The following is an 18,800-nucleotide window of genomic DNA, read 5'->3' as shown; positions in this document are numbered from 1 at the left end:
TATGGCAATTCCAAGAACATCCAATAAAACCGGCATAGGCATGACGTCGTCACGTACCCGTGAGCGCATGCTGACCCGCCTGCGCGAACAAGGGATTAGCGATGAAGTAGTGATCGCCGCTATGGCCGATATTCCGCGCCATATCTTTGTCGATGAAGCGCTATCTATTCGCGCTTATGAAGATGTTTCATTGCCGATTGGCTACGGCCAGACCATTTCACAGCCTTATATTGTGGCCAAAATGACGCAAATCCTGCGCAATGGCAAACAGCTCAATAAAGTGCTGGAGATAGGCACAGGTTGCGGCTACCAGACGTCGGTATTGTCACGCGTCAGCACCGAGGTTTACTCACTGGAACGCATACGCCCGCTGGTGATGAAAGCCAGAAACCATTTGCGCACCTTAAAATGCACCAACGTTAAACTGGACCATGCCGATGGCAGCCTTGGCTTGAAAAGTTATGGACCATTTGATGCCATTATGGTCACTGCCGCTGCCAGCCATGTACCGCAAGAGCTGGTTGAACAACTGGCCGTGGGTGGCCGCATGGTGATTCCGGTCGGCACCACAGAACAAGTCTTACATCTGATCGAGCGTAGCGCACAAGGCGTACAACAAATTGCGTTGGAGCCGGTCAAATTTGTTCCATTGTTGGGAGGCACGGCTTTATCATGAGATTCCGCACTTTGCTCACGGTATGGGGCACCAGCTGCACACTTGCCGCCTGCGCCCTTAACTCACCCATGCCACGGGCGCCGGTCAGCAGTAGCCCGGTCAGTACCGAGAGTAATAAACCAGTGGCTACGCCGGCAACGCTGGGGGCTAATCAATACCTGGTGCAAAAAGGCGACACGCTGTACAGCATAGGCCGTAAGTTTGGCATCCCGTTCATGAAGCTGGCCGACGTTAACCAGTTGCAGGCGCCGTATGAAATTCACGTCGGCCAAGTGCTCAGCCTGAACGCCAAGGCAACGAGCAGCACGGCGAATAGCAAAGCCAATGACAGTGCCAATGCGCCAGATGATGCAGAAGTCGTGACTTCAGCCATTGTTCGCCCAGACATTAACAACGCTGCGGAACCCGCGACGACTGCAGCAGCAAGCAATGCGCAGGCACCTGCTGACACTGGCAAGACGGCAACAGCAACGGACCTTGAAGCAATTACCGATGCGGATATTCAATGGCAATGGCCATTAGCGGGCAAAGTCAGCACTGGCTTTGACGCCCAAACCAACAAAGGCCTCAATATCACTGGCAATGCAGGCCAGGTGATTAATGCCGCAGGGGCTGGCAAAGTCATTTACAGCGGCATGGATGTACGTGGCTACGGCAAGCTGATCATCATCAAACACAACAGCAACCTGCTCTCAGTGTATGCCCATCAAGGGAATTCTTTAGTGAAAGAAGGCGCGTTTGTGGCCTCTGGCGAAAAACTGGCCAATTTGCCAGCCCAAGCCAATAACAAATCACCGGTACTGCATTTCGAGATTCGCCAAAAAGGCAAACCGGTAGACCCGGTCGGTTATTTACCAAATAATCCGGCTACAATAAGCAGTAACAGTTAACACCCGCGCCCTCTGTGCGGGCTTGAAAGCAATCGATGGCGCTTAGGCGCATGTTGCTTGAAAGGAGTAGCGCATGGATCCAAACCGTTACAGCAAAAACCGCACTATCCGCCCGGACAGCCCCTGGCAAATCGTGCAGGCATTATTTACCCTGGGCTTGATGGTGTGCGGCTTTATCGGCATTGCCGTGCATGTATTTGGCAGTGATCAGGGACCGATTGACTGGGTGCAATGGGTCATGGCTTCAACGCTCAACATGATACTCACTGCCGTTGGGCTACTGGCTGCCTTCGCCTTCCATCGCTACATCACCCACATCAGCAACCAGCAACGGCGCTCAGCAAGCAACCTGCCGGTCTATGCCATGATGCTGGTTGGCGCCTATTTCATCTATAGACTCATCTCCACCGGCCACTGGTAAAGATACGCCGCCTATCGTCAAGACGACAGGCGGCGGCCAATCACATCAGGCTATTCTAGCCATCCCTGCGGGCTGTACACCACAACGATTCATGCCGCTGAAAATCGCTTTAATAGAAGCAGTCACGATATTAGTATCCATGCCCACGCCATAACAGACTTTGCCCTGGCAGACGACTTCAACAAAGGCACAGGCAGTCGCTTCGCCAGCAGAGGGGCTAGCACCCAGTGAGCGCTCTTCGAAACTGCGTACTTGTACCTGTATGCCAATATTCTGCAGCGCATGCACTGCCGCATCTACCGGCCCATTGCCCTGCCCGCTGGCGATGGTCGGTACACCATTGACGGCAATATGCATGCGGATGGCCTGTCCTTGTGCATGCGTTTCAAGCTGGTAGTCCTGAAAGTGCAGAGGCACAATGGCAGACACATACTGTGCATTAAACAGCTGCCACAGCTCGGCAGGCCCGACTTCACTGCCGTGCTGATCCGTGTATTGCAGTACCACGCCTGAAAACTCCACCTGCATGCGTCTGGGCATGACGATACCGTAATGGTTTTCCATCAGGTAGGCCACGCCGCCTTTGCCAGACTGGCTATTCACACGAATAATCGAATCATAATTGCGGCCCAGGTCTTTAGGGTCAATCGGCAGGTAAGGCACGTTCCAGCGCGCATCTGCCTGCTGTGTCGCAAAGCCTTTTTTAATCGCATCCTGGTGTGAGCCAGAGAAAGCAGTAAAGACCAGATCTCCCGCATACGGATGACGCGGATGTATCTCAATCTGCGTACATTCTTCAACCGTACGGCCAATCGCATCAATATCAGAAAAATCGAGGCCCGGATGCACGCCTTGCGTGTACATATTAAGCGCCACGGTCACCAGGTCAACGTTCCCGGTACGCTCGCCATGCCCAAACAGGCAACCTTCGACACGGTCAGCGCCCGCCATGATGCCCAGCTCGGTCGCAGCTACCGCCGTACCACGGTCATTATGCGGATGCAGGCTCAGAATGACGCTATCGCGGCGCGCCAGGTTGCGGTGCATCCACTCAATCTGGTCTGCATACACATTGGGGCTCGCCACCTCTACCGTCGCCGGGCAATTGATAATCACCTTGCGTGTTGGCGTCGCCTCCCAGGCCTCGGTGACGGCATCACACACCTCTTTAGAAAACTCAAGCTCAGTGGCCGTAAACGTTTCCGGGCTATATTGCATGATGATTTCGGTTTCAGGCATGTCGACTGCCAGTGCCTTGACCAGCTTCACCGAATCGACGGCCATGGCTTTCACCTCGGCCTTGCCCATATTAAAGACGACCTCTCTAAACGTAGGCGAGATCGCATTATAAATATGCACAATGACACGCCGTGCGCCACGCACCGACTCCATGGTCCGGCGTATCAGGTGCTCACGCGCCTGCGTCAGCACTTCTATGGTCACATCATCCGGGATGCGCTTTTCCTCAATCAGGCTGCGTACAAAATTAAAATCCGTTTGTGACGCCGAAGGAAAAGCCACTTCAATTTCTTTGAACCCCATCTGGCACAGCATATTAAACATACGCAGTTTCTTTTCCGCATCCATAGGCTCAAATAGCGACTGGTTACCGTCACGCAGGTCAGTACTCATCCAGATCGGAGGCTGGCTGATGACTGCATTCGGCCACTGGCGGTCTTTGAGATTCACAGGGGGAAAAGCCTGATATTTTTGGGCGGATTGTGTCTGCATGCTGCGCTCCATCGGTTTTGTTTTTGACAGGAGACATGATAGAGGTTTGGCGAAAAATTAAATTGCTAATTTCCACACAAATAGCCAATTTAAAAAATATTATTTCAATTTATTAATTATTTTTGTAATATTATTTCAATATAAAATTAAAGTTGAAATTTATATGAAATTAGACCGGTTCGACAAAGCCATACTCAGCATTCTGCAAACCGATGGACACATCAGCAACCAGGAACTCGCTGACCGTATCGGCCTCTCCCCTGCGCCATGCCTGAGGAGAGTCAAAGCATTAGAACAAGCAGGCCTGATACTTGGCTATCAGGCACTGGTCGATGCCAAAAAGCTGGGGTTGAGCTTAATGGCGTTGATTGGTATTTCCATGGATCAACACACACCAGAACGGTTTGCCAATTTTGAAAGCAGCATCACGCAGATTCCAGAAGTGCTTGAATGCCTGCTGATTACCGGTCAACAATCAGACTATTTGCTTAAAGTGGTTGTAAAGGACATGGATGATTACCAGCATCTATTACTGCATAAAATTACCAAAATTGCAGGTGTTACAGGCGTACATACCAGTTTTGTATTGAGGAATGTGGTGGCAAGGGCGAAAGTACCAGTAGATTAAAAGTGATCAAGAAAGAGGCCTTTAGCCAATGCTTGCTATAGCAATATCCTATTTCGCCTTTCGGCGAGTCACTTTCTGGTGCTTGTCCCCCAGAAAGTAACCAAAGAGGAAGACACCCAGCCATCACGGCCTGACGGCTCCCTTGCGTTGCTCAACAAAATGGGCGTCCATCGAAACTCGCCCTAGCGGCTTGCACACCCCGCAAGCCACCGCGGAACTCGAACAGTCGATGGCAGAGCCCCCCCCACTTCGCCTGCGCTACTCAGCGTGATGGGATGGGATTTGTCTCATCTAACTTGCATTGATTTAGTTCGGATGGTTAAAAACCAGATTCTTTTACTAAAGTCTGAAAACAGTTGCGTTCGCCTGGTGTTCGGGGTCCCCATCTGCCGCGCCGAGCAACGCAGGATTGGCGGGGGATTTCGGCAAGCAACTGTTTGAGTCCCGCAACAAGCCACGTTCTGTGTGGCTTGTCAGGACGAGTTTTTGATTGACGCCCGACAAGCTGAGTAGCACAGGAATCAAGCGGAAGCTGGGGTGTCTTGTTCTTTGCCTTCTTTCTTATGGACAAGCATAAGAAAGAATGGTCGCCGAGAGGCGAAATAGATCGATCATAGAATAGTCTTCGCTTTGGGCAAGCTAAAGAAAGTAACTCGCCGAAAAGGCAAAAAGCAACGCCCATTACATCACTAATTGACACACTCAAAAAGCAAAAAGCCATGCAATGCATGGCTTTTTAAACACAATAATCAATGACTATTGCTTAGCGTCTTCCGCTTTGTAATATTCACGCACTGGCGTCATATCAAACTCACGTGCCCACTTGATAATCTCATCCAGTGCCGGTGCACCAATCTCGCCGACTTGCGCATGAATACCTGCACGCTCACGAATGACCAACAATCCAGGAATCTGTTTCACTTCGAAATACTCAGAAATTTCCGGATCAGTTTCAGTATTCACCATACCAAATACGATGTCCGGGTTTTTGGCCGCAGCCGCCTCAAAAGTTGGCGTAAATGCGACACAAGGGTCACACCATGGCGCCCAGAAGTCGACAATCACGAACGCATTGCTTTCGATGGTTTCTTTAAAGTTCGCTTTGGTCAGTGTTACAACCGCCATACTATCTCCAGTCCAAAAAATTGTTTTTATGACTCATATTTTAACAGACGAAGCCTGATGCCAGAGAAATTTTCATCGGTGACTCGTCCCAAATCTTGAAAACAAAAAAGCCGACAAGGTCGGCTTTTTTGCGATAACGCCTGAAATTAAGCGTTGTATTTTCTTCTACGTACCAAGACAATAGCACCCAAACCTGCCATCAACAAACCATAAGTTTCTGGCTCTGGCACCGCTGTAATTCTGAATGCATAGTTTTTATTAAAAATACCGTTATCTCTAATAAAAGCGGAAGCTGCAGAATTGATACTACCGACAACAAAAGAGTCTACTGGCCCATAATACAGTCCGTTATATTTATTGTTATAGTCTTGTGCAAATACGGCACCGCCACTATAACCAATCACATCATACCAAGCCTTAAAGTCAATATTTAGTGGATTGTCATCAATAGAACTAATCACATAATCAGAAGCTGAACCACCAAATAACAAGGCAGCTGCCTCTTGTGCCGTGTAGGCTAAAGGGCCTTTTGTAGCACTGTAAGCGGGATCATTCCACTCTGGTGCCGCATCATCATAAACAGACCAACTACCAACAAAACTATAAGTCGCCGCATTTGCCAGTGAAACGCCTGCTAATAAGGCGGCACCTACCAGTGTTTTGAAAAAACGTGACATCAACATCTTCTCTCTCCTCAAAGAATGGGCCTGTATAACAGGCATATTTTAATTAATTTTTTAGTTATGCCAATCGTAATTCATCAGATTAAATAACTCAACAACAATCTTATTGATCAACGGCTTATCTACCCAAACGGGCCAATACCGAATGGGTAATTATGATGAATTATTGACCTTGCCAGACCCCATTAAAAAATAACTCTTCCAGTGGCTTGCGACTACGGGCAGCCAGTTCGCGCTCCTTCACTTCACCCGATAAACTGTCTACGGATGCCTGGTAGCCTACGGTAACCATCGCTAGGATCTGGTAACGCTCAGGCACATTAAAAGCCGCCCTGGCTTTATCGGCATCGAATCCACCCATTTGGTGCGCCATCAGGCCCAGTGCAGTGGCTTGCAAACACAGGTTTTCAGTCGCGGCGCCTGTATCGTAGGCGGCCCACTTATTCGGTTTATCGTTATGGCCAAACAAAGTATCTGCGCAAATCAACAACAACACCGGCGCGTTAACTGCCCAGCCTTGGTTGCCAGGCACAAGGCAATCAAACGCTGCCTGCCAGGCTTCCAGGTTATCGGCCTTGTTGCAAACAACATAGCGCCAGGGCTGGTCGCCAAAACAGGATGGCGCCCAACGGGCGGCTTCAAGCAGGCTAACCACTTGTTCTTTGCTGACCGACTGGTCTGCATCATAAGCACGGCCGCTCCAGCGGTTAGCTAACAGTTCATGAATGGCTTGTTGCGTGATCGCAGGTTTTTGCATGGTCAAATCCTCACAATTGTTTTTTTAAAGAATACAGTAACTCTAACGCCTGCTTGGGCGTCAGGTCATCCGGTTGAATACGCTCTAACTCTGCGACCAGGGGATGCAAAGGCGGTCCCTCTGGCGCATGACTGACCGCAAACAAATCATTTTGTGGTGTCGCGGCAATGGTTTGGTTTTCCAGTTGTTGCAGTTTGCGCTTGGCCAGTTGCACCACAGACTTAGGAATACCGGCCAACTGCGCCACCTGTATGCCGTAACTCATGGTCGCGGCGCCCTCTTCTACCTTATGCAAAAACACAATACCCTGACCATGCTCCACCGCATCCAGATGCACATTGGCGGCATGCTTGGCTTCATCGACAATGCGAGTCAGCTCAAAGTAGTGTGTGGCAAACAAGGTCAACGATTTGTTTTTCTCCAGCAACTGTTTCGCCACGGCCCAGGCCAGGCTCAGGCCGTCAAACGTACTGGTACCGCGGCCAATTTCATCCAGCAACACCAGGCTATTGGCACTGGCATTATTAAGAATATTAGCCGTTTCCGTCATCTCCACCATAAAGGTTGAGCGGCCACCTGCCAGGTCATCAGAAGCACCAATTCGGGTAAAGATGCGGTCTACCTCGCCAATGACTGCACGTTGCGCAGGCACAAAGCTGCCACAGTAAGCCAGCAATACAATCAATGCTGTCTGCCGCATAAAGGTGGATTTACCACCCATGTTCGGGCCAGTAATCAGCAATAATTGCCGATAGGCATTGAGCGTGACGTCATTCGCCACATAAGGCTGGGCAATGCTTTCCACCACCGGGTGGCGGCCGTGCTGAATATCGAGGCCAATCTCGGCACGAAATTCAGGTTGCACATAATTGAGTGCCCGTGCCCGCTCGGCAAAACAGGCCAGTACATCCAGGCTGGCGACCGCCGTGGCGATACGTTGCAACGTGGTAATGTGCGGCAACAGTGCATCCAGCACCTGCTCATAAAGCATTTTTTCGCGCGCCAAGGCACGCTCATTAGCACTCAGAACCTTATCTTCAAACGCTTTAAGTTCAGGAGTAATAAAACGCTCAACGTTTTTTAGTGTTTGGCGGCGGCGATATTCCGGTGGCGCACTTTCGGCCTGCAAGCGGCTGATTTCAATATAAAAACCATGCACACTGTTATATTCAACCTTGAGATTGGCAATACCGGTACGGGCTTTTTCTGCAGCTTCAAATTGCAATAAGAAGTCACCATGATCGGTCTGAATCGCACGCAACTCATCCAGTTCGCCATCGTAACCAGTGGCGATCACTCCGCCTTCGCGCAACACCGCAGAAGGCTCCGCCTGAATCGCCTGCACCAACAACTGCAACGCATCAGAGGGCGCTTGCAACTCCCCCAGCAACCCTTGCAATAAAGGCGACATAGCTCCTGGCAATGTCGCAACCAGCGCAGGCAATTGCAACAAACTATCACGCAAACCAGACAAATCACGCGGACGGGCCGTTTTCAGAGCGACCCGTGCCGTCATGCGCTCAATATCGCCTATCGGATGCAGCGCCTGCTGCAATGCACTATCCAGAAACTGCCCCAGCAACTCAGCCACTGCCAAATGACGCTGCTGGATGAGGTGCTGGTTGCGCAAAGGATGATGCAACCAATGACGTAACAATCGCGCGCCCATAGCCGTTTGTGTTGAATTCAGCAATGAATACAACGTCGGCGTGGCTTCACCACGAATGGTGGTATCAATTTCCAGGTTGCGGCGTGTCGCCGCGTCCAGTTGCAGGTAATGATGGCTCTGCTCTACACGTAAACCGGCAATATGCGGCAACGCCGTGCGCTGGGTATGCTTCACATATTCCAGCAAAGCCCCCGCCGCCGTCACTGCCGCAGGCATTTCAGCACAACCAAAACCACCCAGGTCATGCGTATTGAATTGCTGCGTCAAACTGCGGTTAGCGGTATCCAGGTCAAACTGCCATGGCGCCAAGCGCTTTTTAGCGCAACGTGACTGTTGCAATACCTCTGAACTATGGTCCTCTGCAATCACCAGCTCGGCAGGATGAATACGCTCCAGCTCTTGCGACAAATGTCCGGGCGCGATTTCACTCAACACAAACTCACCAGAGGCCAGGTTGAGCCGCGCCAAACCCAGTAAACCTTCCCCTTTGGCCACACACAGCAGCGTGTTATCACGTGTCTCATCTAGCAGCGCCGCATCCGTCAGGGTGCCAGGGGTGAGGATACGCGTCACCTCACGCGCTACCGGCCCTTTAGACGTTGCCGGATCACCCACCTGCTCGCAAATGGCCACCGCTTCGCCCATTTTCGCCAATTTGGCCAGATACCCTTCGGCTGCATGGTAAGGCAAACCTGCCATCTTAATCGGCTCGCCATTGCTGGCACCACGGCGGGTCAGTGTAATCCCAAGCAAACGCGACGCTTTTTCAGCATCCTCAAAAAACAGTTCGTAAAAATCACCCATGCGGTAAAACAGCAGCATATCGGGATACTGTGCTTTCAACGTCAGGTATTGACGCATCATGGGGGTGTGATTTTCGAAGGCCATGCAGGGAAACTTTGATTTAGAGAGGTTGGAATAAATAGCCAGTGCATCTTACAACAAAAGCATGTTTTTTGCCGAGCGTGCTGATAGAAAGACGATGATGGAAGAAAGTTATTCTTACATTTAGAGATGTGAGTTTTAAGCTGCACTCTCTTTCGCCTCTCGGCGAGTCACTTTCTGGCGCTTGTCCCCCAGAAAGTAACCAAAGAGGACGACACCCAGCCATCACGGCCTAAAGGCTCCCTTGCGTTGCTCAAATTAGGACTTTCGTGACCGCTTATTTTGACGAGCAACGCAGGAATCAAGCGGAAGCTGGGGTGCACTTTCTTTTAGTTACTTATTCTTTGTACAAGCAAAGAAAAGTAACTCGCCGAAAAGGCGAAATAGATCTGTCCTAAATCCATTTTGTGTAAGCAAAGAAAAAGGTGAAAAGCAACAACACCTAAACAAACCCAAAGAATTACCTTCCTAACCCATCACCCACAAAAAAATAAACCCGGACATTTATATCCGGGTCTACTTATCCATCCAATCAAAAAACTACACGACCAATGTCGGTGTCTTGATACGCTCAGTTAAGTGCGGTGCAATCACTTGCAGCATTTGCCCAAACACTTTCGGGTTAGCTGCTACGATATTACCGGTACGCAACCAGCTTTCATTGCCTTCAAAGTCACCGACAATACCACCGGCCTCTTGTACCAGCAACGCACCAGCAGCGATATCCCATGGCGACAGGTTAATCTCGAAGAAACCGTCAGTGAAACCGGCGGCTACATAGGCGAGATCCAGCGCGGCGGAGCCAGGACGGCGTAAACCAGCTGTTTTCTTGGCCATATCGCGGAAGATATTGATATAGGTATCCAGATAGCTGAAATCTTTGAATGGGAACCCCGTAGAAAGCAGCGCTTCTTGCAATTTGGTGCGCTGTGTGACGCGGATACGGCGATTGTTCAAAAACGCACCGCTGCCTCTGGTGGCGGTAAACAGGTCGTTGCGCACCGGGTCGTAAATCACGGCCTGGGTCAGCACGCCTTTTTCTTGCAGGGCAATTGAAATACAGTAAGCCGGGAAGTTATGCAAAAAGTTAGTCGTACCATCTAGCGGGTCGATAATCCAGATATTGTCGGATTCGCTATTGGTCTTACCCGTTTCTTCGCCATAAAAGCCGTGGTTTGGGTAAGCTTCTTTTAATACATTGATAATGGCTTGCTCGGCATTGCGGTCGATTTCGCTGACAAAGTCATTGGTGTCTTTTTGCTCGACTTTTAAGGCGCCGATGTCCATGGCGCCACGGTTGATGATTTTGCCTGCTTCACGCGCGGCGCGAATGGCGACATTCAGGATTGGATGCATGCTGTGGGATCTTGATTCAACTGATAAAATGCTATTTTAGCTTTTTACACGCTTAGCCACAAACATAACGGCAACATTTACCCATGTCACCCACTCCAGAATCTACAATCTTTGCCAATATCCGTGTCGTTTTATGCCAAACCAGCCATCCTGGCAACATCGGTTCTACGGCGCGCGCCATGAAAACCATGGGTTTAAGCCGCCTTTACCTGGTGCGCCCCAAGCACTTTCCGGATAACGAAGCAAACTCGCTGGCGGTAAATGCGGCTGACTTACTGGAAACTGCCGTGGTGACAGAAACACTGGAAGAGGCATTGGCCGATTGCCAGTTTGTGATTGGCGTCAGTGGCAAGGAACGCTCGCTGTCGCAGCAGGTGATGACGGTGCGCGAAGCGGCACAAGAAGTAAAATCCGTCGCCAGCCATAGCCAGGTGGCATTGGTATTTGGCACAGAAATGAGCGGCCTGAGCAATGCCGAGGCTGATCTTTGTCATGTGTTGGCGACGATTCCGGCCAACCCTGAGTATACTTCGCTCAACCTGGCGCAAGCAGTACAAATCATGAGTTATGAAACACGTATGGCGATCACGACCGGGGAACTACACTACGAAGAAAAACCAGCCGAGCTCGCCACGCAGGAAGACCTGGAGCGTTTTTACGAGCATATGCGCGAAGTCCTGGAACATATTGGCTACATCAACCCGCGCGCGCCTAAAAAGCTGTTTGAACGCCTGCGCCGCCTGTATGGCCGTAGCCGGTTAGAGAAAGAAGAAGTGAATTTATTGCGTGGCATTTTGACGCTGACAGTCAACCCGAAAAAACACAGCAAATACTAAGCTTGCAATTGCGCGTTTAGTGTAAATAGCCGTGCCAGCTTTAGACGCGCGCCTAACTTAATGGCATAATGCGCGCATGTTTAAGCACCTCAAAGAAGATATTTCGATTGTGTTTGACCGCGATCCGGCGGCGCGTACCCATTTCGAGATTCTGACCACTTACCCTGGTGTGCATGCCCTGATCCTGCATCGATTCAGCCACTGGTTATGGAGTCATCGTCTGTATTGGCTGGGGCGTGCCCTCTCCCACTTTGGGCGCTGGATTACCGGCATCGAAATTCATCCCGGTGCCACCATAGGCCGTCGCGTATTTATTGATCACGGCATGGGTGTAGTGGTCGGGGAGACAGCCATTATTGGCGATGACTGCACGCTGTATCATGGCGTGACGTTAGGCGGTACCAGTTGGAACAAGGGCAAACGCCATCCGACTTTGGAGTCTGGCGTCGTCATCGGCGCGGGTGCAAAAGTGCTGGGGCCAATTACCATTGGAAAAAATGCCAAGATTGGCTCGAACGCGGTGGTGGTCAAAGATGTACCAGACGGCGCGACAGCCGTCGGAATCCCGGCGCGTATTCTTGAAGAGGAAAAAGCCAAACAACGCCAGGATGCCGCGCAAAAAATGGGCTTCAGCGCCTACGCGGTTGGCAACGATGAAAATGACCCCATGATCAAAGCGATTAACAGCCTGCTAGATCATGCCCACAAGCAAGAGGCAGAGATCGCAGAACTAAAAATACAATTAGCCAAACTGAGCGATACTGAAACCGATACCAATGTTGGTGAGGCTTTTGCCAAAAAGCCCGAATAGCCACCTTCTGGCAACACGACATCAAGCCCTGAACTTTTTGGGCATAATAATTGACTAAAACAGTAGGTTATTATACAATTCACCTCTGTTTTAAAAGGTCATCTCAAGATGCGATTAACCACCAAAGGACGTTTTGCTGTCACCGCGATGCTCGACATTGCGCTTTACGAAGCGGACAAGCCAGTCACACTGGCTGGCATTAGCGAACGCCAAAGCATTTCCTTGTCTTATCTTGAACAATTATTCAGCCGCCTGCGCAAGCAAGGCCTGGTTTCCAGCGTACGCGGGCCAGGCGGCGGTTACCGCATTGCCAAAGCACACAGCGAAATTTCTGTCTCTGACATTATTACTGCGGTAGACGAACAAATTGACGCAACCCAATGTGGCGGCAATGAGAACTGCCACGACGAAGGCCGCTGCATGACGCATGAGCTGTGGGCGTCATTAAACAGCAAAATTCTTGATTACTTATCAGGCGTGAGCTTGGCAGACATGGTTGATATGCAGCGCAAAAAAGGCGCAGGTACGGTCGTATTCGCACCAAGAAAATGTGGCTCTGAAGCAACCATTGCCGCCTAATATTTGGCCATGACAACGAAAACCGCCTTCCTGGATCACAACAGCACCACGGCGTTAAAACCGCAGGTGCTGGAAGCAATGCTGCCCTGGTTGACCCAGCCAACGGGCAACCCGACCAGTCGCCATGTGTATGGCCGCAATGCACGCGAAGCGCTAGAGCTGGCCAGGAAACAGATTTCAGCTTGCGTCGGTGTGCAGGCGTCACAAGTCGTGTTTACGTCTGGCGGCACAGAGGCCAATAACTTTGCCATTAAAGGCATCACGGCGAACCTGAGTCCGTCACAGTTACTGATCAGCGGCATTGAACATCCGTGCGTGACACGCCCGGCACAGTCATTGGCCTGGCATGATTGGAAAGTGGCCACGATTGGTGTGGACAGTCAGGGCGTGATTGACTTGGCGCAGGCAGAGCAAACCCTCAGCACACGCACAGGTTTAGTCTCGGCCATGTTGGCAAACAATGAAACCGGAGCCATACAGCCGATAGCCGAGTTGGCGCAACTGGCAAAAGCACATGGTGCGTTATTGCATACTGATGCCGTGCAGGCATTTGGCAAAATCCACGTCGACATGAGCGCTCTGGGCGTGAATGCGATGACGATCTCCAGCCATAAAATTGGCGGGCCGATTGGCGTCGGCGCATTGATTATTGATAAACGTGTAGACATTGCACCCTTGCTGCATGGTGGCGGTCAGGAGCGTGGTCTTCGTAGCGGCACAGAAAATGTCGCTGGCGTGATTGGTTTTGCTCAAGCTTGCCAGTTAGCGATGGAAACCCTGGACACGCGCCATACGGCAGTGCAGCGTTTGCGTGAGCAACTCGAAGCGGGGTTAAACCAGTTAGGCGCCACAATTTTTGCGCCACAGGCCAAGCGCCTGCCTAACACCAGCTTTTTTGCCATCGCGAATATTGAAGGCGAAACATTGGTCACAGCCCTGGATAAAGCAGGTTTTGCCGTGGCTAGCGGTTCAGCCTGCTCCAGTGACAGTACAGAGCCTAGCCATGTTTTGCTGGCCATGGGCATCACGCCAGACCTGGCACGCGGTGCAGTGCGTGTCAGCCTGAGCGATAGCAATACCAGTGAAGAAATCACCCAGTTTTTAGCAGCGTTGCAGCAACAGGTGCAGCGTCTGAAAGGATTAAATGCCGTTGCGGCATGAGACTTTAATTGAAAGAGCATGAGACATGTCTGAAAGAAAGCCGATTTACCTGGATTACTCTGCGACCACACCGGTAGACCCCCGTGTTGCGCAAAAAATGATTCCTTACCTGACCGAAGACTTTGGTAACCCTGCTTCGCGTAGCCACCCGTATGGCTGGGCCGCAGAGCACGCGGTAGAAAACGCGCGTGAAGAAGTGGCCAAACTGGTCAATGCCGATCCACGTGAAATCGTCTGGACCTCAGGCGCGACCGAGTCTAACAACCTGGCGATTAAAGGTGCCGCGCACTTTTACGCTGGCAGCAAAGGCAAGCACATCATCACCGCCGCTACCGAGCACAAAGCGGTGCTGGATACCGTGCGTGAACTGGAGCGTGAGGGCTACGAAGCGACTTACCTGCAACCAGAAGCCGACGGCCTGATTGACCTTGAGAAATTCAAAGCCGCGATTCGCCCTGACACGGTATTGGCCTCCATCATGCTGGTCAATAACGAAATCGGCGTGATTCAGGATATTGAAGCGCTGGGCAATGTATGCCGCGCCAATAATATTATTTTCCACGTTGACGCGGCACAGGCAACCGGCAAGGTCGCGATTGATCTGGAAAAATTGCCAGTGGACTTGATGAGCTTCTCCGCACACAAGACCTACGGTCCTAAAGGCGTCGGTGCCTTGTATGTGCGCCGCAAACCACGTATTCGTATTGAAGCGCAAATGCACGGCGGTGGTCATGAGCGCGGCATGCGTTCAGGCACGCTGGCGACGCACCAGATTGCGGGCATGGGCGAAGCTTTCCGCATTGCACGTGAAGAGATGGCCAGCGAAAACGAACGTATCCGCACCCTGCGTGACCGTTTATTGAACGGCTTGCTGCAGATTGAAGAAACCTATGTCAATGGTGACCTGGATCATCGCGTGCCGCATAACCTCAACGTCAGCTTTAACTACGTTGAAGGTGAGTCACTGATCATGGCGATCAAGGATATTGCTGTCTCCTCCGGCTCCGCATGTACCTCTGCCAGCCTGGAGCCTAGCTATGTACTGCGCGCGCTGGGCCGCTCTGATGAATTGGCACACAGCTCGATCCGTTTCAGCATTGGCCGCTTTACTACTGAAGCCGATGTAGATTACACGATTGACCTGTTAAAGAGCAAAATTGGAAAATTGCGTGAACTGTCCCCATTATGGGAGATGTTCAAGGATGGGATTGATTTGTCCAAAGTAGAATGGGCGGAACATTAAAAATTGTTCTTTCATCGCCTGGCGGCGTTGTCGACATGCTTGTTTAGATACACTAAACGGCGCATGTCTCCGCCTTGCCAGACAATGAAATCTGCAATTTTTATTCACTAAAGAAATATTTTTTATAATTAAAACGCGAATACTCCTCCGAATATCGCGATTTAATTGATAGGAGCAACAACATGGCTTACTCAGATAAAGTATTGGACCACTACGAAAATCCACGTAACGTGGGTTCTCTGGACAAAAATGACCCGAATGTGGGCACCGGCATGGTCGGCGCGCCTGCGTGTGGTGACGTGATGAAGTTGCAAATCAAGGTGAATGATGCAGGCGTAATTGAAGATGCCAAATTCAAGACTTATGGTTGCGGCTCTGCGATTGCTTCCAGCTCGCTGGTGACAGAATGGTTAAAAGGCAAAACACTGGATCAGGCGCAAGAGATCAAGAACTCTGCGATTGCTGAAGAGCTGGCATTGCCGCCAGTGAAAATTCACTGCTCCGTGCTGGCAGAAGATGCAATCAAATCAGCGATTGCTGACTTGAAATCCAAACAAGGTTAAGCATATGGCAATTACCCTGACTGAAACCGCAGCCAACCGCGTGGAAAAGTTTCTGGCTAACCGTGGCAAAGGCCTCGGTTTACGCCTGGGCGTCAAAACCACGGGCTGTTCAGGCATGGCCTACACGCTGGAATTTGTGGACGAAATGCAAGCGGAAGATGTGGCATTTGAAAGCCACGGCATCAAGGTCATTGTCGACCCGAAAAGCCTGGTATATATCGACGGCACTGAACTCGATTTCACCAAGGAAGGCTTGAACGAAGGCTTTAAGTTCAACAACCCGAATGTGAAAGACGAGTGCGGCTGCGGCGAGTCATTTACCGTTTAACGTTTGCTGTAAACACATGCAGCATGCGTGTATTTACAGCCATCGACTATGCAAAACTACTTCGCCCTCTTTCAGCTACCGCAACAGTTTGAGCTAGACATGGCGGTGCTGGATGCCCAGTACCGCAAGTTACAAGCAGAAGTCCATCCGGATAAGTTTGTGAATGCGTCACCCGCCGAACGCATGCAATCCATGCAAATGGCCACGCTGGTAAACGAAGCTTACCAGGTGCTCAAACAGCCGACGTCACGCGCCCGCTACCTGCTGCAACTGCAAGGTATTGCCACCGATGAAGAAAACAACACGGCCATGCCGGGTGATTTTTTGATGGCGCAAATGGAGTGGCGTGAAGCCATGGATGACGCCAGGTTTGGCAAGGACATCCCCGCGCTGGATGCGTTACTGAAAGAAATGCGCACGCAAGCCAAGGCCTTGCAGCAGCAAGTGGCCAATGAAATTGTGGCCGCCCCGACGCAGGCCGCCCTGACGGTACGCAAGCTGCGATTTATTGATAAAGTGAGTGAAGATGTGAATCAGCTGATCGCTCAGTTGGAAGATTAGAGTTTCATGGCCTTATTACAGATTTCCGAACCTGGATTATCCCCTGCCCCGCATCAACACAAATTGGCAGTGGGCATTGATCTGGGCACCACCAACTCCCTCGTGGCCACTGTACGCAGCGGCATGAGCACCGTGTTGCATGACGAACATGGGCACGCACTGCTGCCTTCTGTCGTGCGTTACTTGCAAGACGCCGTCATTGTCGGCCATGAAGCACAGGCAGCACAAAGTCTTGACCCGGTGAATACCATCGTCTCGGTCAAACGCTTTATGGGTCGCGCCTTGCACGACATCACCGACAGAGCGCATATTCCCTATCATTTTGTGGAGAATGACAGTTCGCAAGGCATTCTCGAAATCAAAACGCGTGCGGGTTTGAAAAGCCCGGTCGAGATTTCTGCCGAGATTTTAAAAACCCTGAAAGCCCGTGCTGAAAAAGCATTGGGGGGCGAACTCACAGGCGCGGTCATCACCGTGCCCGCTTATTTTGATGACGCGCAACGCCAGGCGACCAAAGACGCTGCACGCCTCGCCGGCTTGCATGTATTACGCCTGCTCAATGAACCCACCGCTGCTGCGGTCGCCTACGGCCTGGACAATGCCGCCGAAGGCGTCTACGTCATTTATGACCTGGGTGGCGGCACCTTTGACATTTCCATCCTGCGCCTGAGCAAAGGCGTATTTGAAGTGTTGGCCACCAACGGCGACTCTGCCTTGGGTGGTGATGACTTTGACCATCGCATTTTTTGCTGGGTGCTGGATCAGGTACGCAGCAAAACCAAGGACTTCAAACCTCTCAGCGAAGAAGATACCCGCCTGCTGCTGACCAAGGCACGGCAGGCCAAAGAATGGCTGACCGATAACCATGAAGCCAATATCGTCTGCAAACTGAGTAACGGCGCCCTGGTCGATGAAACCTTGTCGGTGGCCCAGTTTGTCGCGCTCACCGAGCATCTGGTGATTAAAACCTTAAGCCCGACGCGCAAAGCCATGCGCGATGCAGGATTAAGCATAGACGAGATCAAAGGCGTCGTCCTGGTCGGCGGCGCAACACGTATGCCGCACATCCGCCATGCGGTGCAGGCATTCTTCGAGCAAGAACCACTGACCAACCTCGACCCGGATAAGGTCGTCGCCCTTGGCGCAGCCATACAAGCCAACGTGCTCGCCGGTAACCGCAGTGGCGATGAATTACTGTTACTGGACATCACGCCGCTTTCACTCGGCCTGGAAACAATGGGCGGATTGGTAGAAAAAGTGATTCCTCGCAATTCCACCTTACCGATTGCACGCGCGCAGGACTTTACCACCTATAAAGACGGTCAGACCGCGATGGCGATTCATGTCGTGCAAGGTGAGCGTGAACTGGTCAGTGACTGTCGTTCATTGGCGCGTTTTGAACTGCGGGGTATTCCACCCATGGCAGCTGGGGCCGCCCGTATTCGCGTGACGTTTCAAGTCGATGCCGATGGCTTGTTATCCGTCAGTGCGCGTGAACAAACCAATAGTGTGGAAGCCAACATCACGGTGAAACCCTCTTATGGCCTGAACGAAGACCAGATCACCAGCATGCTGAAGGATTCATTTGGTGCAGCCGAAAGCGACAAAGCAGCGCGTATGCTGCGCGAGGCCGTGGTCGATGCGCAACGCCTGATTGAAGCGATTCAAGCCGCGCTGGCCGAAGATGGTGACACATTGCTGAGTGCAGACGAACGCCAACAAATACAAACCCATATTGATGCCCTGCTGGCTTTATGCCAGGGCACGGATAGCCATGCGGTTAAACAGGCGAGCGATGCACTCAACCATGCCACAGAAGACTTTGCCGCCAAGCGCATGGATGCCTCAGTACAAAAAGCCCTTGCCGGCAAAAACCTGGATTCACTGGAACTCTAAA

General features: G+C 51.3%; 19 protein-coding genes. 13 read left to right on the top strand and 6 right to left on the bottom strand.

All coding sequences use genetic code 11. The features are described from left to right. Position 1: 1 nt before the first annotated feature. The 3 genes from INP79_RS10600 (at position 2) to INP79_RS10590 (ending at position 1,987) form a co-directional block, all read left to right on the top strand. A complete protein-coding gene (locus tag INP79_RS10600) occupies positions 2 to 676 on the top strand; it encodes a protein-L-isoaspartate(D-aspartate) O-methyltransferase (RefSeq protein WP_194754241.1) in 675 nt (224 codons plus the stop codon). Further along, positions 673 to 1,566: a peptidoglycan DD-metalloendopeptidase family protein gene (locus tag INP79_RS10595; RefSeq protein ID WP_194754240.1), complete on the top strand. Its 894-nt coding sequence runs from the start codon at positions 673 to 675 to the stop codon at positions 1,564 to 1,566. The genes INP79_RS10600 and INP79_RS10595 overlap by 4 nt, the downstream gene beginning before the upstream one ends. A 73-nt stretch (positions 1,567 to 1,639) precedes the next feature. Then, the gene (locus tag INP79_RS10590) at positions 1,640 to 1,987 is read left to right on the top strand and encodes a hypothetical protein (protein ID WP_194754239.1); all 348 of its coding nucleotides are present in this window, start codon (positions 1,640 to 1,642) and stop codon (positions 1,985 to 1,987) included. 45 nt (positions 1,988 to 2,032) lie between these two features. Here the strand turns inward: INP79_RS10590 and leuA are convergent, their stop codons facing one another. After that, on the bottom strand, positions 2,033 to 3,718 hold the full coding sequence (gene leuA, locus INP79_RS10585; RefSeq protein ID WP_194754238.1) for a 2-isopropylmalate synthase: 1,686 nt from the start codon (positions 3,716 to 3,718) through the stop codon (positions 2,033 to 2,035). A 163-nt stretch (positions 3,719 to 3,881) separates the two neighbouring features. Here leuA and INP79_RS10580 point away from each other — a divergent pair, with 163 nt between their 5' ends. Beyond that, positions 3,882 to 4,346, top strand: coding sequence for an Lrp/AsnC family transcriptional regulator (locus tag INP79_RS10580; RefSeq protein WP_194742875.1), 465 nt, complete (start codon positions 3,882 to 3,884; stop codon positions 4,344 to 4,346). Positions 4,347 to 5,102: 756 nt separating this feature from the next. Here the strand turns inward: INP79_RS10580 and INP79_RS10575 are convergent. The 5 genes from INP79_RS10575 to INP79_RS10555 form a co-directional block, all read right to left on the bottom strand. Continuing rightward, positions 5,103 to 5,471 carry a co-chaperone YbbN gene (locus INP79_RS10575; RefSeq protein ID WP_194754237.1) on the bottom strand — a complete coding sequence of 123 codons (369 nt, stop codon included), beginning with the start codon at positions 5,469 to 5,471 and terminating at the stop codon, positions 5,103 to 5,105. A gap of 146 nt (positions 5,472 to 5,617) precedes the next feature. Next, the gene (locus INP79_RS10570) at positions 5,618 to 6,154 is read right to left on the bottom strand and encodes a PEP-CTERM sorting domain-containing protein (RefSeq protein WP_194754236.1); all 537 of its coding nucleotides are present in this window, start codon (positions 6,152 to 6,154) and stop codon (positions 5,618 to 5,620) included. Between the two features lie 163 nt (positions 6,155 to 6,317). Next, positions 6,318 to 6,911, bottom strand: a complete 594-nt coding sequence (locus INP79_RS10565) for a nitroreductase family protein (RefSeq protein WP_194754235.1) — start codon at positions 6,909 to 6,911, stop codon at positions 6,318 to 6,320. A gap of 10 nt (positions 6,912 to 6,921) precedes the next feature. After that, positions 6,922 to 9,468 carry a DNA mismatch repair protein MutS gene (mutS, locus tag INP79_RS10560; protein ID WP_194754234.1) on the bottom strand — a complete coding sequence of 849 codons (2,547 nt, stop codon included), beginning with the start codon at positions 9,466 to 9,468 and terminating at the stop codon, positions 6,922 to 6,924. Positions 9,469 to 10,005: 537 nt separating this feature from the next. Beyond that, positions 10,006 to 10,821, bottom strand: a complete 816-nt coding sequence (locus tag INP79_RS10555; RefSeq protein ID WP_194754233.1) for an inositol monophosphatase family protein — start codon at positions 10,819 to 10,821, stop codon at positions 10,006 to 10,008. An 83-nt stretch (positions 10,822 to 10,904) separates the two neighbouring features. On the opposite strand from INP79_RS10555, the gene INP79_RS10550 reads away from it, so the two are divergent. From INP79_RS10550 to hscA, 9 genes are all read left to right on the top strand, one after another. After that, a complete protein-coding gene (locus INP79_RS10550) occupies positions 10,905 to 11,657 on the top strand; it encodes an RNA methyltransferase (RefSeq protein ID WP_194754232.1) in 753 nt (250 codons plus the stop codon). A 76-nt stretch (positions 11,658 to 11,733) separates the two neighbouring features. After that, a complete protein-coding gene (gene cysE, locus INP79_RS10545; protein ID WP_194754231.1) occupies positions 11,734 to 12,468 on the top strand; it encodes a serine O-acetyltransferase in 735 nt (244 codons plus the stop codon). 108 nt (positions 12,469 to 12,576) lie between these two features. Beyond that, positions 12,577 to 13,047 (top strand): Fe-S cluster assembly transcriptional regulator IscR, encoded by a 471-nt coding sequence (iscR, locus tag INP79_RS10540; RefSeq protein ID WP_194742620.1) that lies wholly within the window; start codon positions 12,577 to 12,579, stop codon positions 13,045 to 13,047. A gap of 9 nt (positions 13,048 to 13,056) precedes the next feature. Further along, positions 13,057 to 14,208, top strand: a complete 1,152-nt coding sequence (locus INP79_RS10535; protein ID WP_194754230.1) for a cysteine desulfurase family protein — start codon at positions 13,057 to 13,059, stop codon at positions 14,206 to 14,208. 25 nt (positions 14,209 to 14,233) lie between these two features. Then, the gene (locus INP79_RS10530) at positions 14,234 to 15,451 is read left to right on the top strand and encodes an IscS subfamily cysteine desulfurase (RefSeq protein WP_194754229.1); all 1,218 of its coding nucleotides are present in this window, start codon (positions 14,234 to 14,236) and stop codon (positions 15,449 to 15,451) included. A gap of 182 nt (positions 15,452 to 15,633) precedes the next feature. Next, on the top strand, positions 15,634 to 16,014 hold the full coding sequence (gene iscU, locus INP79_RS10525) for a Fe-S cluster assembly scaffold IscU (RefSeq protein ID WP_019882635.1): 381 nt from the start codon (positions 15,634 to 15,636) through the stop codon (positions 16,012 to 16,014). A 4-nt stretch (positions 16,015 to 16,018) separates the two neighbouring features. Further along, the gene (iscA, locus tag INP79_RS10520; protein WP_194754228.1) at positions 16,019 to 16,342 is read left to right on the top strand and encodes an iron-sulfur cluster assembly protein IscA; all 324 of its coding nucleotides are present in this window, start codon (positions 16,019 to 16,021) and stop codon (positions 16,340 to 16,342) included. Positions 16,343 to 16,390: 48 nt separating this feature from the next. Then, on the top strand, positions 16,391 to 16,903 hold the full coding sequence (hscB, locus tag INP79_RS10515; protein WP_194754227.1) for a Fe-S protein assembly co-chaperone HscB: 513 nt from the start codon (positions 16,391 to 16,393) through the stop codon (positions 16,901 to 16,903). Positions 16,904 to 16,909: 6 nt separating this feature from the next. Next, positions 16,910 to 18,799 carry a Fe-S protein assembly chaperone HscA gene (hscA, locus tag INP79_RS10510; RefSeq protein ID WP_194754226.1) on the top strand — a complete coding sequence of 630 codons (1,890 nt, stop codon included), beginning with the start codon at positions 16,910 to 16,912 and terminating at the stop codon, positions 18,797 to 18,799. Position 18,800: the final 1 nt, after the last annotated feature.

Source organism: Methylophilus sp. QUAN (genome assembly GCF_015354445.1).
Lineage (GTDB): Bacteria > Pseudomonadota > Gammaproteobacteria > Burkholderiales > Methylophilaceae > Methylophilus.
This window is presented reverse-complemented; position numbering and strand designations above follow the sequence as displayed.

Bases quoted from the DNA above. Each gene is read 5' to 3' on its own strand.
- INP79_RS10600 (WP_194754241.1), top strand. From the start codon at position 2: ATGGCAATTCCAAGAACATCCAATAAAACCGGCATAGGCATGACGTCG.
- INP79_RS10595 (WP_194754240.1), top strand. From the start codon at position 673: ATGAGATTCCGCACTTTGCTCACGGTATGGGGCACCAGCTGCACACTT.
- INP79_RS10590 (WP_194754239.1), top strand. From the start codon at position 1,640: ATGGATCCAAACCGTTACAGCAAAAACCGCACTATCCGCCCGGACAGC.
- leuA (WP_194754238.1), bottom strand. From the start codon at position 3,718: ATGCAGACACAATCCGCCCAAAAATATCAGGCTTTTCCCCCTGTGAAT.
- INP79_RS10580 (WP_194742875.1), top strand. From the start codon at position 3,882: ATGAAATTAGACCGGTTCGACAAAGCCATACTCAGCATTCTGCAAACC.
- INP79_RS10575 (WP_194754237.1), bottom strand. From the start codon at position 5,471: ATGGCGGTTGTAACACTGACCAAAGCGAACTTTAAAGAAACCATCGAA.
- INP79_RS10570 (WP_194754236.1), bottom strand. From the start codon at position 6,154: ATGTTGATGTCACGTTTTTTCAAAACACTGGTAGGTGCCGCCTTATTA.
- INP79_RS10565 (WP_194754235.1), bottom strand. From the start codon at position 6,911: ATGCAAAAACCTGCGATCACGCAACAAGCCATTCATGAACTGTTAGCT.
- mutS (WP_194754234.1), bottom strand. From the start codon at position 9,468: ATGGCCTTCGAAAATCACACCCCCATGATGCGTCAATACCTGACGTTG.
- INP79_RS10555 (WP_194754233.1), bottom strand. From the start codon at position 10,821: ATGCATCCAATCCTGAATGTCGCCATTCGCGCCGCGCGTGAAGCAGGC.
- INP79_RS10550 (WP_194754232.1), top strand. From the start codon at position 10,905: ATGTCACCCACTCCAGAATCTACAATCTTTGCCAATATCCGTGTCGTT.
- cysE (WP_194754231.1), top strand. From the start codon at position 11,734: ATGTTTAAGCACCTCAAAGAAGATATTTCGATTGTGTTTGACCGCGAT.
- iscR (WP_194742620.1), top strand. From the start codon at position 12,577: ATGCGATTAACCACCAAAGGACGTTTTGCTGTCACCGCGATGCTCGAC.
- INP79_RS10535 (WP_194754230.1), top strand. From the start codon at position 13,057: ATGACAACGAAAACCGCCTTCCTGGATCACAACAGCACCACGGCGTTA.
- INP79_RS10530 (WP_194754229.1), top strand. From the start codon at position 14,234: ATGTCTGAAAGAAAGCCGATTTACCTGGATTACTCTGCGACCACACCG.
- iscU (WP_019882635.1), top strand. From the start codon at position 15,634: ATGGCTTACTCAGATAAAGTATTGGACCACTACGAAAATCCACGTAAC.
- iscA (WP_194754228.1), top strand. From the start codon at position 16,019: ATGGCAATTACCCTGACTGAAACCGCAGCCAACCGCGTGGAAAAGTTT.
- hscB (WP_194754227.1), top strand. From the start codon at position 16,391: ATGCAAAACTACTTCGCCCTCTTTCAGCTACCGCAACAGTTTGAGCTA.
- hscA (WP_194754226.1), top strand. From the start codon at position 16,910: ATGGCCTTATTACAGATTTCCGAACCTGGATTATCCCCTGCCCCGCAT.